Consider the following 20162-nt stretch of genomic DNA (forward strand, 5'->3'; position numbering starts at 1 on the left):
TGTTAACAGAACATCAAGCCTTGGGACTTAGGGTGTTAGTGCAAATGTGGGGGCAGGGGCGGTTTTATATGCTGACGCAAGTCATAACAAATATCCTCAACGAGCATGATTTTCGCGTCCTCGGCCTTGCCGGTCTTATTTCGCTGATGTGCGCCTTTACCGCGGTTCTGATGGCTCAGCGCGCAAGAGAGTCCGCCGAAAAGGACCGCTGGCGCTGGCTTTTGAAATCTGCCGTTGTGGTGGGTGGCGGTTTCTGGGCAGCTCATTTCATAGCGATACTGGGGTGGGATCAGGGCATGGCCATTGCCCATGGCTTCTGGCTGAACGTGATGTCAGGCGCCGTGATGATCGGGTCTGTTGGCATAGGCCTTTATATCGCCACCTATAACCGGACCAAACGCGCGCGCCTTCTGGCTGGGCTGATTGTAGGCGCTGGGCTGGCGCTGATGCATTTCGTAGAACAGCAGTCCCTGATGCTTCAGGGCACGATCTTTACCGATGTCTGGTTCAATGCCGTTGCCGTTTTGGCCACGCTTCCGTTTACCGGTATCGGTTTTGTGGTCATGAACAAGACCTACGACCGGGTCAGGCTGCTTCTTGCCACAGCGCTTCTTGCAGGCGCTCCTCTTGTGCTTCATGTGATTGCCATGGCGGGGACAACCATTGTGCCTGATGCCATGCAGCCGGTCCCCGACCGGATATTCACAGATGTGGTACTGGGTTTTGGCGTGTCCCTTGGGGCGTTTGCGGTTCTGGGTATAAGCTTGGCCATGGTGATTATGGATATTCACCTGACCGAGCATCAGTCGGTTGAGGTTTCGCGCCTTCAGGGGCTTGCGGACGCTGCCATTGAAGGCATCGTGGTGGTGGATTATGGCGGGCATATCGTTGATGCCAACCCAAGCTTCCTATCGCTTGTCTGCCATAGCGCGCGCCAACTGAGGGGGCAGGATTTCGCCCGATATTTTCATGATTTCCCGCGCGGGGAAACAGTCACCAACCTGTCGGAACGGGCGGAGCATGTTGAAGAGACCACGCTTGTCAGCTCTGTTGGTGAAGAGATCCCGACGGAGCTGTTTTTCAAGTGCGCGATTGTTCGCGGCGAACCCCACAATGTGGTGATTGTCAGGGACCTGCGTGAACGCCGCGCCGCCGAACAGCGGATCAATTATCTGGCCAACTATGACATGCTGACCGGCCTTGCCAACCGCCAATTGATGATGGACCGGTTGGGGCAAAGCATCCCGACGGCATTGGCGCACGACCAGAAAGTCATCCTTCACTTCATCGACCTGGATTCCTTCAAAGAAATGAACACAACCATCGGCCAGCATAACGCGGATCAGCTTCTGAAGTTTATCGCTGGGCGCATTTCAACTGTGATGCGCGGTATGGTGACGGTATCGCGCCTGGGCGCCGACCAGTTCTGTGTTGTTCAGGAAGGGGTCGCTAGTACGGAGAGTGCTGTACTTCTGCTTGAGCGCCTGCGCCGGAAGCTCAGTCAGCCGTTTTCTGTGGCCGGGCGCGAGGTAAAGGTTACAGCCTGTGTTGGCACAGCCGTCGTCCCAGATGACGCGGATGACCCGAGCACACTTCTGGCGCGCGCAGAGATCGCCATGAAGAAGGCGAAATCCATTGGGCGAGGCACCTATTGCTTCTATGAAGAAAGTGTCGACAAGGCGCAGGAGGATCGCCGCAAGCTGAAGCTGGAACTCTCTGGGGCGCTTGAACGAGGAGAGCTGTTCCTTTTGTATCAGCCACAATTTGACTGCGACACTGGCGTTGCTACCGGCTTTGAGGTGCTGGTGCGCTGGCGACATGCGGAACGCGGCATCATCTCACCCGCTGAGTTCATCCCACTAGCCGAAGAAACGGGGGCAATTGTTGAAATTGGCAACTGGATCATCGATGAAGCCTGCAAGGAGGCGGCAAGTTGGGAAAACCCTCTAAGGGTTGCCGTGAACCTGTCACCGGTTCAGTTCCTTGAAGATCATCTGGCCGGCTATATTGCAGACACGCTTCAGCGACATGGCCTTGCGCCACGCCGCCTCGAGCTTGAAATCACGGAAGGCGTGCTGATAGAGGACGAAGAACGCGCGCTTGATATGCTCAGAACGCTGAAGGAGAAAGGTGTTCTGTTGGCGATGGATGACTTTGGAACGGGCTACAGCTCGCTCAGTTATCTCAGGCAATTTCCTTTTGATAAGCTGAAGATCGACCGCAGTTTCATTATCAACCTGCAAAGCGACCCGCAGGCGCTGGGTATCGTCAAGGGCATGATCGGGCTCGGGCACGGCCTGGATATCCCGGTGTTGGCAGAGGGTGTGGAGACCGAAAGCCAGCTTGCGATGCTCCGACTGGAACATGGTGACGAGGTGCAGGGCTTTTTCACCGGCAAGCCAAAGTCAATTGCAGACTATGCCAGCCTGACCAAAGCATCTGAAAAACAGGATGAGGCCGGTCAGCCGGCGATATCGGGGCGTACAGCCTAACGCCCTTCGGCGAGCAGTGCCCCGAGCTTTTCACTGAACGCCAGTGCGGAAACCCCGATGCTATTATGCTTTGTGCCACTGCGGTGCGATACCGTGGTGATGCCAATAACCCGATACCCTCCCGTCAGCTGTTGTAGGATCGGGCCACCGCTATCGCCATTCAGCGACAGACAAGTGGTTACCAGCACATGCCCTTTATAAGGGGCGGCAACGATCTGGCAGTTTTCTTCCAGCGACAGGATGTGCGCCCGGTCGCCGGCATACCCGGCAGTGGTCACCTGGGGCATTATCGAAACTAGCTCAGGTTCCGTATGTTTCCCGGGCAAAAGGTCGGGGTGAAGCTCAAGAAAGCCAATGTCGGCGCCGATGGGGTCAGTCAGGATAAGCAAGGCCCAGTCTTGGGACCAGTTTGCCGGATTTATCGCCGCATTTTCGAGGTTGAAGTCCTTACCGAGGATATAGCCTTTGACCCTTGAGTGGGCGATATAGTCGCCTTTTGCGTAGCCTGCCAGAAAATGAAGATTGTTGGGAACCGATCGTTTTTTCGTGCGCGGGGAATAGACACAATGGGCCGCTGTCAGCACCAGTTTTTCGCCCACAAGCGTGCCGCTGCAGTGGGTCAGGCCGTTGTTGTTTACACGCCCAATGGCACGCCAGGGCGCTTCGCTGCTGTCCACCGTGCGGCGCTTGAAGCTGGTGACCACATTTTCAGGCACACGGCCTTCAGCTGCCCGCATGCGCTTCAGGCGTTCTTCCGGCGTCATGGTCGCGTCCTGGTCCTGTGCCCATACAGGCACAGCCAAAAGCACGAAGGCGATTATGGCTAAGGTCCTAATCATCCGTATTCAGCTTGGGCGGTTCTGTGTCGCTTACAGGGATGTTTACTGTGATGCTGCGGTAGAAGCAGCTGGGGTGTCCCACGTGACAGCATTTTCCCCCTTTTTGCTCCACAACAAGCCACAGCGCATCCTGGTCGCAGTCTGTGCGGAATTCCTTCACCAGTTGAAATTCGCCAGAGGTAGCGCCCTTGTGCCAAAGCTCCTGGCGGGAGCGGCTGAAATAATGCGCCTCGCCTGTCTCGATGGTGCGCTCAATGGCCTCAGCGTTCATCCAGGCCTGCATCAATACCCGGCCCGTTGTTGCGCAGGTGGTGACAACAGGGATCAGGCCCTGGTCATCGAACTTGGGGGCGAAGGCATCGCCTGTTTCCACAGTCTTTCTGTCAGCCCGGTCTGCAAACTGGATTTTGGTCATTGGTACGCTCTTAAAAATAACAAAGCGGCATGATCGCCCGATCACACCGCTTCATCAAGTCTCTTGCTTCGATTTTATCAGAAGATGAAATTATCCGTGGCCAGTTCGCCCATTGTAACACCGGTCAGCAGCACGCTGTCACCGCCACCAAGATCAATCAACAGGCCTTCCGTCGTGTCGGTGGCTGCGGCCTGAACGCTGGCGAGGTCTGTGAAGTCTGTGCTGGTGCCAGAGAGGTTCAAGGTGTCTTCCTCAAGACTGAAGCCTTCAACAATGTCACTACCGCTGCCGCTTTCAAAGATCAGAACATCGGCTTCGCTGCCGGGCCGAAGGATATCGTCACCACTGCCGCCATTGAGTGTGTCGGCACCTGTGCCTCCATACAGCGTGTCGTTGCCCGCGCCGCCGCTGATGATGTCTGCATCGGCACCGCCGTATAGTTCATCGTTGCCGTCGCCGCCATTTATGACATCATCTTCTGAGCCGCCGAAAATGATGTCGTCGCCATCATCGCCAGACAATGTATCTGCCCCCAATCCACCGCCGAGTGTGTCTTGGTCTTTACCTCCATAGCCGAGATCGTCTCCGGCACCAGTCCATATTTGGTCCCCACCGGTACGACCGGTTATTTCATCATTACCATCGCCGCCAAACAGGAAATCGCCATCCGCGCCGCCGTCGATGGCGTCGTTACCATCGTTTCCGTGAATATTATCCCGGCCACGTTGGCCATATTGGTGATCGTCATTGCTGCTACCTGTCAAACGGTCACCGTCATCGCCACCATAAGTGTAAACACGCTCGAATTCACCACTTACCAAAGTGTCTCGGCCCGTACCGCCAAATAAGCTTGCGGCTGAAGCGTTGGCTACAAGGCGATCATGCCCGCCGTCTCCGTAGAGGAATGTGTGTTGCCCGTTTGCCTGAAGCAAATCGTTCCCCTCGCCTCCTCGCAATTTATTATATTCGCCACTGCCCACGATTGTGTCGTCTCCGCTAGCGCCGGAGACTTCCAACTGGTTGCCAACGCCTTCGATAAGGTCGCCGTCTTCGGTGACTGTGTACACGTTAAGGGCGACATTCAAATCTGACGGGGTTTCGTAGCCGGTGAGGTCGATTGTATCATTGCCAAGAACAAGATTCTCGATTTGCATGGCAGGGTTCGAGCCGAAAAATCCGATTACATCGATGCTGGCGATTACTTCATGGTTATTGTTCAAGATGTTGATTTTGAGGTTGTGATAGAAGCTTGAGCCGGAAAAGGCGATGTTGTCGGCACTATGAGCGATATTGGAGATATCGAGGATATCTACTTCGCCTTCTACTGAGGTGCTGCCTAGTTCAGAAATGCTGACTTCAAATTCTTCGGTGGACGCTTCTATATCCCAGTCCAGAATATAGCGATCGCTGCCATTGCCGCCAAAAAGGAAGGCCGGGCCTGCCAGTGAGTGATACAGGATGTCATCGTCACTACCACCATAAAGGCTCTGCCTAATGGCACCAGTATGCAATACGTCTTGCCCACCTTCTCCCAGGGCGACCGCATCCGGTGCGCTTCCAAGCGTGATGGTGTCATTTCCCTCTAGGCCACTGATGTCCAGAGTTAAGCTGTCTGTTGTAATGATGTCATCACCGTCGGTGGCGCCAAAGAAAAAGATACCGTTCATCGCCGCGCCGCTGATTCCCATTGGGATATTCAGGCTATCTGTTCCGATTTTCAGGGTTTCGATCTGGGTATGGGAAAGATTTCTGTGCGAGACATCAACTTGTCCGACGAATTCGCCATCCTCATAAACCCGGATGCCAAATATGTTGGAATAGGTGCCGCTGAAGCGAATATCCGTCAGGTTGCCCGCAACTGCGGACAGGTCCAATGTGTCGTTGCCCCAGCCACTTTCAGGGTATGCGGCGGATTCGGTTTCCGATATCCAGGTAAAGTATGGCTCGTCCGCTGAATGGGTTTCCCAATTAACCACATAAAGATCGTCGCCATCGCCGCCATGCAAGGAGGTATGATTGCCGTCACCTGTGGATAATGTGTCGTTTCCGTCCCTGCCAGCCAGAATATCATTATCCCCTGCCGTCAGAACGTCGTCAGTGTCAGTGCCTTCGATATATGACATTCGATGTCCCCCAATCTCTGTCATCGATAGTCTCAATATGTGTATTTTTTCACATAAATGTGGTATGTGGGAGTGTCAATGCGTTCTCCCTCCCCCCTTCCCAAATTTGAGAGAAAGAAAAGGCTTACTCCCGGAAGAAGTAAGCCTATTTGTGATCGGCTGCAAACACCTGTTCTATCCGCGCACCATGTCCCAGAAACGGCGCTCCTGGTCGGCTTCGCGGAAACAACCACGGAACTGGCGGGTGATGGTATAGACATCACTGTGCTTCACGCCGCGGCAGGACATGCAGCTGTGCGTGGCGTCCACCACCACGGCCACGCCTTTGGGCTTCAGATATTTTTCAATCGCGTCGGCGATCTGCGCGGTCATGGTTTCCTGCGTCTGCAGCCGCTTTGCATAAGCCTCGACGATGCGTGCAAGCTTGGAGATGCCGACTACTGATCCATTCGGCATATAGGCCACATGCGCTGTGCCCAAAACGGGCACCATATGGTGCTCGCAGTGGCTCTCGACTTTGATACCGCGCAGCACCACCATGTCGTCGTAGCCCGCGACTTCTTCAAATGTGCGCGACAGGATGTCGGCCGGGTCGTCTCCGTAGCCCTTGAAGAATTCCTGATAGGCTTTGGTGACACGCTTAGGTGTGTCCAAGAGGCCTTCTCGGGTCGGATCGTCGCCCGCCCAGCGGATCAGCGTGCGCACGGCCTCTTCGGCTTCGGCACGGCTTGGCTTGAGCACACGTGGGGTATTTCCTGCGCCTGCGTCCCCACGGGCGTCATCAGGGATTACCTTCAGTTCAGAGCCATTGGCCCTTTCAAGTACGGCATCCATCTAAAATTCCTTTCTGTGGATGATGGCCAACCTCATGTCGTCGGGTCGGCTATGGAATCGGTTTCCGGCGCGGGGCGCTTCGGAAACACCGATAGATATGGTCAGGATTAGCTGGAAATCAAGGCAAAGGCAAGATTTCTGAACCATGGGCCAAATCCTTCTTGGCATTCACTTACAGTCGGCTTACGTAAGGGGTGAACCTCTGGATCACTGGTTTGGGGCCTTTTATGACCGAACTGTACAATACCGATATCCTGCGCTGGACCACACGCATTCCGCACACCGACCGGCTTCAGGTGGCGGACGCGACAGTGACCAAGACCAGCCGCATCTGCGGTAGCCGGATCAGCGCGGATGCCTGTGTCCGGAACGGGGTGATCACCGAATTCGGTCAGGAGGTGAAAGCCTGTGCACTTGGCCAGACTACAGCCGCCATCGTTGGCCAGCATGTGATCGGGCTCAGTGAAGACGAGCTTTCTGACATCGCCGCGCGTTTCCGCCATATGGTTAAGACCGGTGAGGCTGACTTCCCTGATAAGTGGGCAGCTTTGGCGCTTCTTGCCCCTGTGTGGGAGCATCCGGGTCGCCATGGCAGTGTGCTACTGCCCTTCGAGGTGCTTGAAAGCCTGTTCGCCGAAGCGGATCATGCAGGCAACTGATTTCAATTCGATCTAACTATCGACAAAGTTCTGTTGTTCACTATGGTTGGCGCAAACCGAGTGGAGAGCGAAGATGGTGCGACGTTTCATATCAGGCCTGTTGTTGCTGGCAGTAGGCATTGTCAGCCCGGCCCTTGCCAACGGCACGATGGATGAGATGACAGCCGCCATCAGCCGCGGGGATTTCAAGGACATCACCAGTGTTCTTGTCATGAAAAACGGTGACATCGTCTACGAGCGCTATTTCGGCAATGGCAAGCCCGACTATCTCAATAACACGCGCTCCGCGACCAAAAGCATCACCAGCATGGCGGTGGGCGCGGCGATCGAGCAAGGCGCCTTCACCGGTGTTGATGACCCGGTCATGCCGCTGTTCCATGTCTATGACCCGATCAAGAACCTGAACGATGACAAGAAGGATATCCGCCTTAAGGACCTTCTGACCATGTCGTCTGCGCTTGATTGTAATGACAATGACCAGACAACGCCGGGCTATGAAGACAAGATGCATGAAAAACAGGACTGGACGCGCTTCGCCCTGGACTTGCCAACCATGCCAGGCTGGTCGCGCGATGGTATGGGGCTTGGGCCTTTCCGCTACTGCACAGTAGGGACATTCCTTACCGGTCAGGCGATCGAAATGGCGGTTGGGCAAAGCCTTGACGATTTCGTTGACGCCGCCCTTTTCACGCCGCTTGGGATCAGCAAATACGAATGGTACCGCTCCCCCATCGGGGAAGAGCAGGCCGGTGGCGGGCTGGAACTCACGAGCCGCGACCTGATGAAGTTCGGCCAACTGGCGCTAGAGGACGGTGTCTGGCATGGCCGCAGGTTGCTGCCCGAAGGCTGGATCGCTGCAAGCACCAAGCCGCACCGCAAGGTCAGTGAAACGCAAAGTTACGGATACCAGTGGTGGATCGGGGAGTTCTTCTCAGCCACTACGGGGCTGGTTCACAAGTCCTATTATATGGCCGGTAACGGCGGCAGCAAAGTTGCTGTCTTTGAGGACATGGGCCTTGTGGTGGTGATTACGGCTGAGCGATACAATACGCCCGGCATGCACCAGCAATCGAACGACCTGCTGCAACGCTATATCCTGCCAGCCTATGAGGTTGGCGCCGTTCACTAGAGGTCTGTTGTCGCTTTACTGATCCGCCCGCCTGTGCGAGCCTTCTGGCAAGAACGGTCTGGCAAGGAAAAGGGGCATCGGATGGACGCGCTTCTGGCGAATCTTCCCATCATCTTGAAATATATGGCGCTTGTTTTTGTGCTCGCCATTGGACTGGGCGTGCTGTGGGTCATTGGGGCCTACTGGCGTGACAAGACCCAGCATGAAAGTGCGCTCAGGCGCAACTACCCGGTGATTGCCCGCTTCCGATATCTGTTTGAGCATCTGGGCGAGTTTTTCCGCCAGTATTTCTTCGCGCTGGACCGCGAGGAAATGCCCTTCAATAGGGCGGAGCGGTCATGGGTTTACCGTGCCGCGAAAGATGTGGATTCGACCGTCGCTTTCGGCAGCACGCGGGACCTTCGTCCAGCAGGGACCGTGTTTTTTGCCAACTGCGCCTTCCCCGCGATGGATGAGGAGGAAGCCGAGCCCACGCCTGTCACCATCGGCCCGGGTGCCAGGCACCCTTATACTACCAGCAGCATTTTCAATATCTCGGCCATGAGCTTTGGGGCCCTTTCAGTGCCGGCTGTGCGGGCGCTTTCCATGGGTGCAAAGAAGGCGGGTATCTGGATGAATACCGGTGAAGGCGGCCTGTCCCCTTATCACCTTGAAGGCGGCTGCGACATCGTCTTCCAGATAGGCACAGCCAAGTTTGGGGTGCGGAAACCGGAAGGCGGTTTTGACGAAGAAAAGCTGAAGGCGGTTGCTGCGCGCGAACAGGTTAAGATGTTCGAAATCAAGATGAGCCAGGGAGCCAAACCCGGCAAGGGCGGCATCCTGCCAGGCATCAAGGTGACGGAAGAGATCGCCGAAATCCGCGGCATTCCTGTTGGCGAAAGCGCCATCAGCCCAAACCGCCACCCGGAAATGAAAGGTGTGGGCGATATCCTCGATATGGTCACTTACGTGCGTGAGACCACGGGCAAGCCCACGGGCCTCAAGATGGTGGTGGGTGACGAAGAATTTTTCGGTGAACTATTCGCAGAAGTTGCCAAGCGCGGTGCGGAGAGTGCGCCCGACTTTATCACCCTTGATGGCGGCGACGGCGGCACGGGTGCCGCGCCCATGAGCCTGATTGACAATATGGGTATGCCTCTGCGCGAAAGCTTGCCGCTTCTGGTGGATAGCCTGAAGAAAAACGGCCTGAGGGAGCGTGTCAAAGTGATTGCATCAGGCAAGCTGATAAACCCGTCCGAGGTAGCGTGGGCCTTCTGCGCGGGGGCGGATTTCGTCAATAGCGCGCGGGGCTTCATGTTCTCGCTCGGCTGTATTCAGGCGCTTCAGTGCAACAAGAACACCTGCCCCACGGGCATCACCACCCATGACAAGCGCCTTCAGCGCGGCTTGGTGCCAGAGACAAAGGCCGACCGTGTGGCGCACTATGCTGAAAACATGAAGAAGGAAATCTGTATCATCGCCCACAGCTGCGGTGTGGCAGAACCCCGAGCGCTCAGACGCAAGCATGCCCGCATTGTCATGCGACCGGGCCTGAGCAAATCCATGGCAGAGCTGTGGCCCGATGTGGCGGAAGGGTAGCGGTAATCGATCTACAGATTTTCGCGCGTTCGCTTGTGATGGCGTTTCAATCTAGCTCTATTCCGGGCCGCCGAATCCAGATTGTAGGTCGGAGGTTTTACAGCTGTGCCTGTTCGTATGCCATGTATAGTCGGTTGATCATCTCTTGGTCTTCGATTTCGTCCAATGTCACGTTAAAAACCGCTTGCTGGTTGGTAGTTGCGTCAATAGGGAACAGAATGCCAGACCCATACGGATAGCCTTCTTCCTTCACAAAGAGCCGTGCCATGTCGGACTCAAAGACCGAAAAATTGAAGGCCTTCCGAAGGGTAGGCGTGTTGCTGCCTTGTGACCAGGCAAGCACAAGTAATTGATATTCGCCGATATCAAACTTGCCCAGATTTCCTCGCGTGAAGTCGCGAATGTGCGACATCAGGTCTGTTCCGATCGTGACAGCCGGGCCGTTGGGAACATACTTGGAATTTATTTCGATCTGGGTTTTCTTGGTGATCTCACTGATCGTTGCTGATTGCGTCCTGCTCCAGCTGCTGAAAGATGCGATGAAGCCTGACCAGATCGTATCGCTTGGTACCGTGATGTTGCTGAACGGGATTTGAGCAACGATTTCGTTCCGGCTGATGGCTTCGGGTTGCAGATAGTAAGTTTGAGCCGGCATCACATGGGCATAACCCGTGTCTTTGGACTTGATGAATATGTCCATTCGCTCGACCACTCCGCCCGCGCCCCCTTTGTTGACAAGCTGAACAAACAAGTTTGCGGTCAGGTTTCCCCAGGTTTCAAACAGGGTCATGTTGCGCCCAACAACAAGGTCGAGGTTGGGCTTTTCGAAATAGGTATAAAGCGGCTTCATCTGCGACAGAACGACCGCGACAATGGAAATCACGATTGGGGCTAACGCCCAGCGTCCAGCTTTTGTGTCTTCAGCCATAAGTTCCCCCAATGCTGGAAAGAATTATCACTCAAAACGTATGCGTGCTTAGTAAAGGTGGTTTATGCTAACCCCTGGGTTGAAGGCGGGCAAGCTGCTTTTCAGAGGCTGAGCGCCTCGCCCATCTCGCGGATAGTGTCGATTTTCTGGTTTAGCGGCGACCAGTCGTCGCGCTCGGCGATGTGGGACCAGATGTCTTCCACTTCATCAATCAGCATGGTGCAGGGCGCGTCGCCGTGGAAATAGGGGTGCTTCAGCGCGCCGGGTTTTGCAGGACTATAGCCCTTGAGCGCGTCGCAGAGCTCGCCAAATTCTTTGTAACGCTCTGCCTTGGGGCTGGCCATGGCGCGGTTTTCGCTGATGCCGCCGCCGAACCAGTCGAAGAAGAAGCGCTCATAAGGGAACTGTTCCCTCAGCATGAAATTGTTGATGAGTGTGAGGAGCGCATCATCAACCTTGTCGCCCTTCGGCTTGATGCCCAGCCGCGCCAGCAGCTTTTCACGTAGCGCGGCAAGATAGATGCTGGGGAAGGGCGCCAGCACATCCTTCAGTGCCTGTTCCTCGCAGATATCCGCCAGCGCGCCGCCAAGTTGGTAGATGTTCCAGTGCAGCGCATCGGGCTGGCGGCCGAAGGCATAAAGCCCGGTCTCATCGAAATAGGCAGCGGTGAACTGCAGGTCCATTTTCGGCAGGAAGCGCCAGGGGCCGAAATCGAACACCTCGCCCGAAATATTGATATTGTCTGTGTTCAGTACGCCATGTACGAACCCGGCGGCCATCAGTTCGGCGGCCTGCACAGCCACTCGTTCCATCACAAGGCCAAGGAAATGAAGAGCCTTTTCAGCGGCGCTGCCTTTCATTTCGGTATCGAAATAATATTTCAGGCAGTAGTCCACGAGCTTCGTCAGCTTTTCCTTATCGGTGAAATAGGCGTGGCGCTGGAAGGTGCCGATGCGGATGTTGCCGTGGGTCAGGCGCACCATCACGGCGGAGCGGGTGGGTGAGGGTTCATCCCCGCGCATCAGGCTTTCGCCCGTTTCGATAATGGAGAAGGTTTTTGAAGTGTTCACCCCAAGCGCTTCCAGCATCTCGGTCGCCATGATCTCGCGCACGCCGCCCTTCAGGGTCAGCCGCCCGTCACCGGACCGGCTGTAGGGCGTGGTGCCGCTGCCTTTGGTGCCAAGGTCCATCAATCGGCCCTGATCGTCCCGCATCTGGGCGAACAGGAAACCGCGGCCGTCGCCGATATCCGGGTTATAAACCTGGAACTGGTGGCCGTGATAGCGCTGGGCCAGGGGCGAGGGCAGATTGTCGTCCAGTGGTTCGAAGCGGGCGAAATGTTTGACCCAGTCGTCATCCGACAGGTGATCAAGCCCGACCGACCTCGCAGCCCGGTCATTCCTGTAGCGTTGGATCGCCTGCGGAAAATCAGCCGCCTGAACCGGATCGGCGAAACCTTCACCGAGGTTCAAGAAGGCGGTTTCGGGGCGATAAGTCATCGGCCCTCATTGCTTTCCGGGAAGCCCCAAGTGATATGATCGCTTATATTGGGGCGGGGGCGTTCGGTTGGCTCGTCTGCCTGGTTGCCAAAGAACAGGAAGCCTGCGATCTGCTCGTTTGCCGAAAGGCCCAAACCGTTCGCGACCGTTTTGCTATAGGCCGCCCAGCCGGTCAGCCACTGGCTGGCAAAGCCAAGCGCTGTTGCGGCCACCAGCATGTTTTGGCAGGCCGCGCCGATGGATAGTTCCTGCTCAAGCACTGGGATTTTGTGATCAGGGTTGAGGCACATGATGGCCACCACAAGTACAGGCCCCTGACTAGCGTAGCCCTTCATTTTTTCGGCGACCCTCGGGTCGCGCTCATCTTCAACCACCAGGCCTTCGGCAATCAGGTCACCCAGCTTCTCACGCTCAGCGCCCGTGAGTACCAGGAACCGCCAGGGCGCCAGTTTGCCGTGGTCTGGCACGCGCATACCGGCGGCTAGAATCTTCTCCATCTCGGCCCGGTCGGGGCCCGGTCCAACCATGTCCTTCGCCTTGACGCTGCGGCGGTTCATTAGAAGATCATAGGTGGCTTCGTTGGGCGTGTTGAAGGACATTGATTGACTTTCAGTTTATCGTCGGTTGCTGGCAGGGATATTGGGGTTTGCCCTGCGCCTGTCAATGGGATTAGCCGCCGGTAGGGTCCAGATGTTTGTAGAATATGGTCGTGTCGCCGAAACTGTCATCGGCTTCAATGGTGTAATGGGGCACTGTACCAACGCACGTATAACCCATGCGGGAATAGAGGCCTTCTGCAATATCGCCGGTGGCTGTATCCAGCATCAAAAGGGTGCGGCCTTTCTCCAGGGCGAGCCGCTCCAGCGCGATCATAAGGTTGCGCCCCACGCCGATGCCGCGGGCATCCGGATGGACCATCAGTTTCTGAACTTCCGCCCTGTGGCGGCCGTTGGCTTTCATGCAGGGCGCCAGCTGAACGGATCCGATCACCTTGTCACCGACATGGGCAATCAGCATCCAGACCTGGCCGGATTTCAGTGCGGCATTGACATCATGCCAATAGGCTTCAGCTTCTTCCGGCTCAAGCGGCGCGTGAAACCCGATGGAGGCCCCTTCGCCCACAGTGCGGACCAGCATGTCGACAAAGGCGGGCAGGTAATCTGTCAGGTTGGCTATCTGTTCGATCTTCATCCGAGCTTCCTGAAAAGACGTAAGAAGGCATGATCACCTTCTTGTTTGTTTTCAACATCATACCCATGCGCTATAGCTACTGGCAATCAAGCCCGGAGGAAAAAGATGAAAAAGATTATCGCTGTTGCTGCCATGACCGCAGCGCTTGCAATGCCCGCCGCAGCCGAGGTGGTAGGCGTGAACCCGTCTGCGAAGGTGGATGAGGCAACTGGCATTCGCGTTCCTGCGGGCTTCAAAAGCACTGTATTTGCAGACGGCGTGGGCTTTGCCCGCCATATGGCCGTGTCCGAAAGTGGTTGGCTGTATGTGGCCTTGATGCGACCGCAGGACGGGTTTGGCGCGGTGGCGCTGAAGGACACGGACGGTGACGGCAAGGCGGACGAGCGCAAATATTTTGCACAGGGTTTAACTGGCACCGGCATGGGTATTGAGGGCGGCAAGCTTTACTATGGCACCAACACCTCGATCCTGCGCTGGGATGTGCCGACTGATGGCGCACCCGTGGGTGAAGCAGAAGTGGTTGTGAGCGGCATGGAAGACCGCAGCCAGCACGCAGCCAAGCCTTTCACCTTCGATGGTGCCGGGCACATTTATGTGAACATCGGTGCGCCATCGAACGCCTGCATGGAAAAGATGCGCACCAAGGGCTCGCCCGGCATGGACCCATGCCCGATCCTTGAGGAATTTGGCGGTATCTGGCGTTTTGATCTTTCGAAGGCGGGGCAGAGCCAGGCAGACGGTATGCGCTATGCCACCGGGGTCCGGAACGCCATGGCGCTGGATTGGAACAGCGCGGCTGACAGCCTTTATCTGGCGCAGCATGGCCGCGACCAGCTGCAGAGCTTCTTCCCCGATCTTTATGACGCCGAAGCCAGTGCCAACCTGCCGGCGGAGGAGTTCCACCGTGTGGGTGAAGGCGCGGATATGGGCTGGCCATACGGTTATGTGGACCCCAGCAACGATGGCCGGGTGTTGATGCCGGAATATGGTGGCGACGGCAAAATGACGACTGACCGCGGCCAGATGCCGATGATCGCCTTCCCGGGGCACTGGGCGCCGAATGACATGATTTTTGTCAAGGGTGACAAGTTGCCGATGGGCTATAAGAATGGGGCGTTGATCGCTTTCCACGGTAGTTGGAACCGGGCGCCTTTGCCGCAGGCTGGCTACCGCGTTGTATTCGTGCCGATGGACGGGCAAGGCGAATTGGCAGGTGACTGGGTTACCTTCGCGGACGGCTTCCCCGGCATGGAAGTGGTAAAAAGCCCCCGCGATGCCAAGCACCGGCCTACGGGCCTTGCGGAAGGGCCGGACGGCGCTATTTATATTTCCAGCCTGATGTCGGGCGGACGCATTTATCGGGTGACGTATGAAAGCAATTAATCTTGGAATGGTCGCGGCAGTGCTGGTTTCCAGCACCGCCATGGCGGAAGACGCGCCGGTTGATGTGCGCGAAGTGAAGGGCAAGGCGCTCTATGAAGAGCACTGTGCTTCCTGTCACCAGTTCGACGGTGGCGGCGTGCCTATGCTGCAGCCCGAACTTATCGACAAGCCGCGCGCCAATGGCCCGGTTGGCGGCGTGATTGACATGATCCTGTTCGGCAGCGCCGCCATGAAGCCGACGGACGAAGATTATTCGAACGAGATGCCGGCTTTCGCGCATCTTTCAGACAAAGATATTGCCCTGATTGCCACTTATGTACGCACGCACTTTGACAATAATGGCGGCCTCGTCACTTCTGACGATGTCCGCGACCGCCGACCAGCAAACTGACCCGGAAGCCGAGAACGAGTATTGTGTTCAAAACCCGGAACAATGCGAAGAGATATGGCTCTTCCATGAGATATTGGTGTCGCAAAGGCGCTTGGAGGGTGCCGCTTCCGGTAGCTCCGAAACTATACTGGAGGTCAGGAAGTCTTCGGTAGACAGGCTGGACAAGGTCTTGGGAACCGTCCCGGGTGTTGGCCTGTTCCGACGGGCTGACAGCCGCACGGCGCATCCGACAACACAGGGGCTTTCCATGCGCGGCGTTGGTGCGAATGGGGCGGGGCGTGTTTTGGTCACGCTGGATGGTGTGCCGCTGAATGATCCGTTCGGTGGCTGGATCTATTGGTCGTCTCTCAATTCCCTGGATGTTGGTGATGCCGTTGTACGCAAGGGCGGTTCGCCCGGCGCTTTCGGCGCGCAGGCCCTGGCGGGGCAGGTTGATTTGCGTAGCACAACGCTTAGGGATGCCTATGACGGTGCTCGCGGATGGCTTGGCAGTGACGATAGCAAGAATATCGGTGTTCGCTATGTGAAGGAATTTAAAGGAGGCTCGCTGGCGCTTTCCGGCGGCTATTTCGATACGAATGGCGATTATCTTCTAGCCGAAAATCAGCGCGGGTCTGTGGACGTGCGTGCCGCCTCAGAAACCGCCTATATCGGTATCAATGGCGGCTATGAGTTTGAAGATGCCTATGTTGTAGGGCATGTTCGGTATTTCAAGGAAGACCGGGTGAATGGCCTTAGTCTTGCTGTCAATGAAACGGAGGCGTTGGACGCTTCGTTGACCGTGACGGGCTATGCGGATGCTTTTGATTGGGAGCTGATCACCTATTACCGAACACGCGATTTTGCCAATGTTTTCGCTTCGGCCCGCGATGACCGGACGACCGAACGCGCGGTGCTGGACCAGTTCGACGTGCCTGCGTGGGGGGCGGGGGTGCTGGCGCGCGTGCAGTTTGATGGGGTTGAGTTCGGTATGGATGGCCGCCGCATGAGCGGGGAAACCAACGAACGCTTCCGCAACCTGGGTGCGGGCTTCACCCGCCAGCGCCGGGCGGGCGGTGACCAGTGGACGCTCGGGTTTTACGGTGAATACAGTCATGAGGCGGATTGGGGGGCTCTCTCCGCCACGCTCAGGTATGACCGCTGGCGCACCTACAGTGGCGTGCGGGACGAATATAACATCGAGGACGGCTTCCCCGGCTTCGCTTCGCCAGACCGGTCAGACCTTGTGCCCAACCGCAAGGGCGGCGGATGGACGGGCCGTGTGGGGTATGAACGCGCACTCACCGGTGCGATCGATATGCGCGCGGCGGCCTACAAGACCTGGCGGCTTCCGACGCTGAATGAATATTACCGCCCGTTCCGGGTGGTGAATGACATTACCGAAGCCAACCCGAACTTGACGCCTGAAACGCTCTATGGCGCGGAAATCGGCTTTGACTATGAACCGCTGAATACAGTGAAGCTGTCTGCCACCTATTACCGCAACTGGCTGAAGGATGGCGTGGGCAATGTCACCATCGGCTTCGGCCCGGGCTTTTTTCCGCTGGGCGGCTTTGTGCCGGATGGCGGTGTCCTGAGGCAGCGGGCAAACGTGGATGAAAGCATCACCGACGGCATTGAGCTGGATGCAATGTTGGAGCTTGAAACCCACTGGACGCTCTCCGCCAGCTATCTGTATGCCCGCGCGCGCATCACCAAATTTGACGCCATGCCGGAACTTATTGGTAAGCACCCTGTGCAGACACCACGCCATACCGCCACAGTGCGGGCGGCATATTCTGGCGATGGTTGGGATATGAATATTGAGGGCCGCTATGCCGGTGGACAGTATGATGATGACCTCAATACCCGCCGCCTGGATGCCATCTTCACAGTGAATGCCGGAGCCCGATATGACATTTCAGGCAGTTTCACCCTGACGGCCCAGATGGAAAATCTGTTTGACGCCAAGGTGGTGTCGGCGGTAACTGCTGATGGGCTTGAGACTCTGGCTCAGCGCCGCTTCTGGCGTATCGGTCTTGAAGCCAGCTTTTAGGGGGACATTGTGGCAGTGCCGGTTTTTCATCTTCTCTTGTGCCGCAAAGGCGACAAGCTGCCGCCCTATGTGATCCAGCTGGCGAAAGGCTATAACGCCCAGCTTTATATCGCCAACAATGAAAAGCATGTGCGCACGATGCTGCGTGAGCATCCCATCGACATGGTGCTGATTGGCAGCGGCCTGTCAGCTGAGGTGCGCGGTGCCATGGTGCAGGCCATTGCATCAATCCGCTCAGACCTTTCCATCCACCTTAATGGTGACGTGGAAGGCGGACTATCCTTCCCGCAGTTTATGGAAAAGACACTGTCGGCCTACCTACCCAAGCACTGACTGCTTGCTTTCCGGTATTTTTCTGCTACTACAAAAATCATAAAGAAAAGCTGGCCAACGAGCCCGCAAATATACGACAACGACAGCTTGAGGAATAAACCCATGAAAGCAATCAACGCTATTATTATGTCCGCCGCCTGCCTGACGCTGGGGGCTTGTGCCATCACTATCGACGGCGATGACCATCCACGCAGCTATGACCGCGGCCACGACAGCGTGACAGTAACCCTGCCAAACGGCGACCGTGACCGCTTCTCCTGCCCTGAAGGCACCAGCACGTTTGTTATCAACATGAAGGACGAAGGCAAAGGCATGGTCTATGGCTGCCGCACAAATGGTGCACCGATGCCGGTTGTTGAAGAATAATTGGCGCTATGGCGAAGCGTTTGAAAGCCGGGCATTGCCCGGCTTTTTTGTTGGCTACAGCCAGCGGCGCACCCGCGCCTTGTAGGCTTCAAAGGCGTCACCAAACTTGTCAGAGAGAAATGCTTCTTCCTGCCTGATAATCAGGCTTACGAAAACCCAGGTCAACGCAAGGCAGGTCATGGTAAACAGCCCTGGCGCGACAACAACAGCACCGATTAGGAACAGCATGATGCCAACATAAATCGGGTTGCGGGAAAACTGGTACAGCCCACCGGTGACAAGGTCCATGCCTTCTTCCGCGTCTGGCGGCAGGCCGATGCGCCAGCTGTGCCCCATGTCCATCTGGCTGATCACGGCGATCAGGATGCCTATGGCCATCACCGCCACGCCCCAATGGGCATAGGCGAAGGGCTGCACCATCAGTATGTCATCCAGTGCCGGCCAGAAGGGGCGGGCGAACAGATAGAGGTTCAGCACAATGCCTATGATGCCGGCACTGGCCTCAACCGGGTTACGCTTGCGCCCCAGAAACGCCAGTACACTGACCCCCTCACGCTGGCGCAGGTGCAGGATGCGCGCGAAGCCCCATAAAAGGGCCAGTCCGATCAGGGCCGGTGGGCCATATAAGTTGATGGTGGTTATGCTTGGCATGATATGTCTCCGCTATGGGAAATCCCTTATTCATGCCAAGCATAAAGGTTGAAGCAACTATAAGCTCAAGCCCTTATTTGCCAAATATGCCAGGTTGTTCAAGTTACACTTTTGCTTTAATGTTGCGACACCACGGAGCCAGGGGGGATCATGAAACAGTTCGCTGCATTTTTGCTGGTGGTTTGCGCGGCCATTGCGCCCGTGTGCGCCGAAGATATAACCATCGGGAAAAGCTACACGTTTCATTCAGAAATTCTGGATGAAGACCAGTCCTATGGCGTTGCGCTTCCGGTTGGATATACGCCTGATCAATCTTATCCGGTGATCTATGTACTTGACGGCTGGGAGCTGCAGTTCCAGGCCGTTACAGCTGTTGCGCGCGCCCAGAACATGATGGGGTCCTTGATGCCTGGCGCCATCGTTGTGAGTCTGCCAAGCAACGATCGGTACAGGGATTATTTTGCATCGTCGGATGACACGGATGATGAGGGTCATCACCAGCCATGGATGGCGGCAGCTGGCGGTGGAGAACGCTATCTGCAGGTGCTGCGGCAAGAGGTGTTCCCCCTTATTGAGAAGGCCTACAATGTGAAGCCTTACCGGGTTCTGGTTGGCCACTCAGCAGGCGCGGCTTTGGGGCTTCATGACTTGATGAGCGGAGCCAACAGCTTCAACGCCTATCTGATGATCGATCCGCCGGTTACCATGCAGAGCGGATATCTGCTGAAACTGTCCCAAACCATGGAAGAGGTCGGGGCGCCTAAATTGGCCTTGTATCTGTCATATGTGCCGCATGACGACGGCAAACATATTGCCGCGTTGCGGGAGATGCTGGCCAATATTGAAGCGCGGGCTCCAAGCGGCTTTCGGGCGACCAGCCAGCTGTTTGAAAAGGAAACTCACCAGTCCGTTCAGCTTGAAAGCTATGTTTATGGCCTGCGCGCCATATTTGACGGCTACACTCCACCACCCATTGAGGACGCAGCAAAGGACCCGATGCTTCTGGCGAAGCATTACGCTGGCTATTCAGGCAAATTGGGCGTGGAGTTCCTGCCAGACCAGGCCTTCACTAATACTGTCGCCTACAATGCGTTGAATTATTACCAGTGGCCGGAAAAAGCGCGTCAGCTCTTCCAGATGAATGTGGAAAACTTCCCTAAGTCCAGCTGGGTATGGAGCGGTATGGGAGATTATTACGCAGGCATCGGGGAGACTGAGCAAGCGGCCAAAGCCTTTGAAAAGGCCTTGGCGCTGGAAGCGGACAATTCCTATGCGGCGCAGCGCCTGAAGGACGTGCAAGCCAAACTACAGTAAGC

The 20162-nt window shown here is 56.3% G+C and carries 19 protein-coding genes; 10 read left to right on the plus strand and 9 right to left on the minus strand.

The window, feature by feature from the left end; translation table 11 throughout:
- Positions 1–68: 68 nt before the first annotated feature.
- Positions 69–2492 (plus strand): putative bifunctional diguanylate cyclase/phosphodiesterase, encoded by a 2424-nt coding sequence (locus KORM41_RS01710; protein ID WP_068143730.1) that lies wholly within the window; start codon positions 69–71, stop codon positions 2490–2492.
- On the opposite strand, the gene KORM41_RS01715 is transcribed toward KORM41_RS01710, so the two are convergent.
- From KORM41_RS01715 to folE, 4 genes are all read right to left on the minus strand, one after another.
- Entirely contained in the window at positions 2489–3331 is an 843-nt protein-coding gene (locus tag KORM41_RS01715; RefSeq protein WP_068143733.1) for a trypsin-like serine peptidase, read from the minus strand. The two genes, KORM41_RS01710 and KORM41_RS01715, sit on opposite strands and share 4 nt — an antisense overlap.
- Entirely contained in the window at positions 3324–3746 is a 423-nt protein-coding gene (gene hisI / locus KORM41_RS01720; protein ID WP_068143735.1) for a phosphoribosyl-AMP cyclohydrolase, read from the minus strand. The genes KORM41_RS01715 and hisI overlap by 8 nt, the downstream gene beginning before the upstream one ends.
- 77 nt (positions 3747–3823) lie before the next feature.
- Positions 3824–5869, minus strand: coding sequence for a calcium-binding protein (locus KORM41_RS01725; protein WP_068143738.1), 2046 nt, complete (start codon positions 5867–5869; stop codon positions 3824–3826).
- A 174-nt stretch (positions 5870–6043) separates the two neighbouring features.
- On the minus strand, positions 6044–6703 hold the full coding sequence (gene folE, locus KORM41_RS01730; RefSeq protein WP_082719661.1) for a GTP cyclohydrolase I FolE: 660 nt from the start codon (positions 6701–6703) through the stop codon (positions 6044–6046).
- 227 nt (positions 6704–6930) lie between these two features.
- Between folE and KORM41_RS01735 the strand changes: the two genes are divergently transcribed.
- The 3 genes from KORM41_RS01735 (at position 6931) to KORM41_RS01745 (ending at position 10069) form a co-directional block, all read left to right on the plus strand.
- On the plus strand, positions 6931–7362 hold the full coding sequence (locus tag KORM41_RS01735; RefSeq protein WP_068143740.1) for an iron-sulfur cluster assembly scaffold protein: 432 nt from the start codon (positions 6931–6933) through the stop codon (positions 7360–7362).
- A 73-nt stretch (positions 7363–7435) separates the two neighbouring features.
- A complete protein-coding gene (locus KORM41_RS01740) occupies positions 7436–8491 on the plus strand; it encodes a serine hydrolase domain-containing protein (RefSeq protein ID WP_068143742.1) in 1056 nt (351 codons plus the stop codon).
- A gap of 81 nt (positions 8492–8572) precedes the next feature.
- On the plus strand, positions 8573–10069 hold the full coding sequence (locus KORM41_RS01745) for an FMN-binding glutamate synthase family protein (RefSeq protein ID WP_068143744.1): 1497 nt from the start codon (positions 8573–8575) through the stop codon (positions 10067–10069).
- 97 nt (positions 10070–10166) lie between these two features.
- On the opposite strand, the gene KORM41_RS01750 is transcribed toward KORM41_RS01745, so the two are convergent.
- The 4 genes from KORM41_RS01750 to KORM41_RS01765 form a co-directional block, all read right to left on the minus strand.
- Positions 10167–10997, minus strand: coding sequence for a hypothetical protein (locus KORM41_RS01750; RefSeq protein ID WP_068143746.1), 831 nt, complete (start codon positions 10995–10997; stop codon positions 10167–10169).
- Between the two features lie 101 nt (positions 10998–11098).
- Positions 11099–12496, minus strand: a complete 1398-nt coding sequence (locus KORM41_RS01755) for a protein adenylyltransferase SelO family protein (RefSeq protein ID WP_068143748.1) — start codon at positions 12494–12496, stop codon at positions 11099–11101.
- Entirely contained in the window at positions 12493–13095 is a 603-nt protein-coding gene (locus tag KORM41_RS01760; RefSeq protein ID WP_068143750.1) for a nitroreductase family protein, read from the minus strand. Before KORM41_RS01760 ends, KORM41_RS01755 begins: the two co-directional genes overlap by 4 nt.
- Before the next feature lie 70 nt (positions 13096–13165).
- Positions 13166–13687: a GNAT family N-acetyltransferase gene (locus tag KORM41_RS01765; RefSeq protein ID WP_156431853.1), complete on the minus strand. Its 522-nt coding sequence runs from the start codon at positions 13685–13687 to the stop codon at positions 13166–13168.
- 105 nt (positions 13688–13792) lie between these two features.
- On the opposite strand from KORM41_RS01765, the gene KORM41_RS01770 reads away from it, so the two are divergent.
- From KORM41_RS01770 to KORM41_RS01790, 5 genes are all read left to right on the plus strand, one after another.
- Positions 13793–15070: a PQQ-dependent sugar dehydrogenase gene (locus tag KORM41_RS01770; RefSeq protein WP_068143751.1), complete on the plus strand. Its 1278-nt coding sequence runs from the start codon at positions 13793–13795 to the stop codon at positions 15068–15070.
- Complete coding sequence (locus KORM41_RS01775) at positions 15057–15461, plus strand: c-type cytochrome (protein WP_082719662.1); 405 nt, start codon at positions 15057–15059, stop codon at positions 15459–15461. Before KORM41_RS01770 ends, KORM41_RS01775 begins: the two co-directional genes overlap by 14 nt.
- Positions 15433–17496 carry a TonB-dependent receptor gene (locus tag KORM41_RS01780; protein WP_231727066.1) on the plus strand — a complete coding sequence of 688 codons (2064 nt, stop codon included), beginning with the start codon at positions 15433–15435 and terminating at the stop codon, positions 17494–17496. Before KORM41_RS01775 ends, KORM41_RS01780 begins: the two co-directional genes overlap by 29 nt.
- Positions 17497–17505: 9 nt before the next feature.
- Positions 17506–17829, plus strand: a complete 324-nt coding sequence (locus KORM41_RS01785; protein WP_068143757.1) for a hypothetical protein — start codon at positions 17506–17508, stop codon at positions 17827–17829.
- A gap of 102 nt (positions 17830–17931) precedes the next feature.
- Complete coding sequence (locus KORM41_RS01790) at positions 17932–18195, plus strand: hypothetical protein (RefSeq protein ID WP_068143759.1); 264 nt, start codon at positions 17932–17934, stop codon at positions 18193–18195.
- Between the two features lie 54 nt (positions 18196–18249).
- On the opposite strand, the gene KORM41_RS01795 is transcribed toward KORM41_RS01790, so the two are convergent.
- Positions 18250–18846: a methyltransferase family protein gene (locus KORM41_RS01795; RefSeq protein ID WP_068143761.1), complete on the minus strand. Its 597-nt coding sequence runs from the start codon at positions 18844–18846 to the stop codon at positions 18250–18252.
- A 150-nt stretch (positions 18847–18996) separates the two neighbouring features.
- Here KORM41_RS01795 and KORM41_RS01800 point away from each other — a divergent pair, with 150 nt between their 5' ends.
- Entirely contained in the window at positions 18997–20160 is a 1164-nt protein-coding gene (locus tag KORM41_RS01800) for an alpha/beta hydrolase-fold protein (RefSeq protein ID WP_068143762.1), read from the plus strand.
- The last annotated feature ends 2 nt before the right edge of the window (positions 20161–20162 follow it).

Source organism: Kordiimonas lipolytica (assembly GCF_001550065.1).